1 protein-coding gene is annotated in these 215 nt (G+C 30.7%); it reads right to left on the reverse strand.

Annotation, left to right across the window (positions count from 1 at the left end):
• Window positions 1–215, reverse strand: a 215-nt coding sequence (locus KGF36_RS20060) for a transposase (protein WP_227854988.1), incomplete at both ends; no start/stop codon positions are given.

Genomic DNA, 215 nt, shown 5'->3' on the forward strand with positions numbered 1-215 from the left:
TATACTTGCATTTATATCTCTATCGTGAGTTACATTACAACAAGGACAAATCCATTCTCTTATATTTAAATTCTTAACTTCCTCGTTTTTGTACCCACATTTATTGCATATTTGTGAACTTGCAAAGAATTTACCTATCTTTACAATTTGTCTACCATACCAATTAGCCTTGTATTCTAATTGACGAACAAATTCTGACCATGACACATCAGAAA

Origin of the sequence: Clostridioides sp. ZZV14-6009 (assembly GCF_020658095.1) — a bacterium.
In the GTDB taxonomy this organism is placed as follows: domain Bacteria; phylum Bacillota; class Clostridia; order Peptostreptococcales; family Peptostreptococcaceae; genus Clostridioides.